General features: G+C 48.4%; 1 protein-coding gene. It reads right to left on the bottom strand.

Annotated features, from left to right (window positions below):
* Positions 1–475, bottom strand: a 475-nt coding sequence (locus tag F0U44_RS24140; protein ID WP_149730611.1) for an eS7 family ribosomal protein, incomplete at its 3' end; no start/stop codon positions are given.
* Positions 476–490: the final 15 nt, after the last annotated feature.

The raw sequence follows: 490 nt of genomic DNA on the forward strand, positions 1-490 counted from the left end.
GTTGGTTTTTGTCTAAGTGCACCTTAATGAGCTGTGAGCCGTCCAACTTGACCCTGATGCGCTTGCCTACGATCTCAGCAGGGAAGACCAAGTCCTCGAGGATTGCATCGTACACAGAGGTCAATGTCCTTGGGCGTGGCCTCTTTTGTTTGTTAGCAACACGAGTTTTGTGGCTGGGCTTAGGCAGGATCTTACGGTCTCCAACAAAGACTACATGTTTACCACTGAACTTCTTTTCGAGCTCACGGACAAGCCTGATCTGGATCTTCTGAAAGGCCTTCAGTTTAGGCATCGGCACATAGATGATGATCGACTTCTTATTGTGTAGTTCAATTTCTTTAGCTTTTGTAATGTAAAGCTCCCGAAGTTGGGCTTTGAGGTCGGAGTTGGTTTCGAGTTCGACCAGCGCCTGCGAGATCGAGGTCTCGAAGGAATCCGCCTCAGCACCGCTCGCTTTGATGATCTTCGTACTCATCTTGACAACTTTACG

Source organism: Nocardioides humilatus, assembly GCF_008373755.1.
In the GTDB taxonomy this organism is placed as follows: Bacteria; Actinomycetota; Actinomycetes; order Propionibacteriales; family Nocardioidaceae; genus Nocardioides; species Nocardioides humilatus.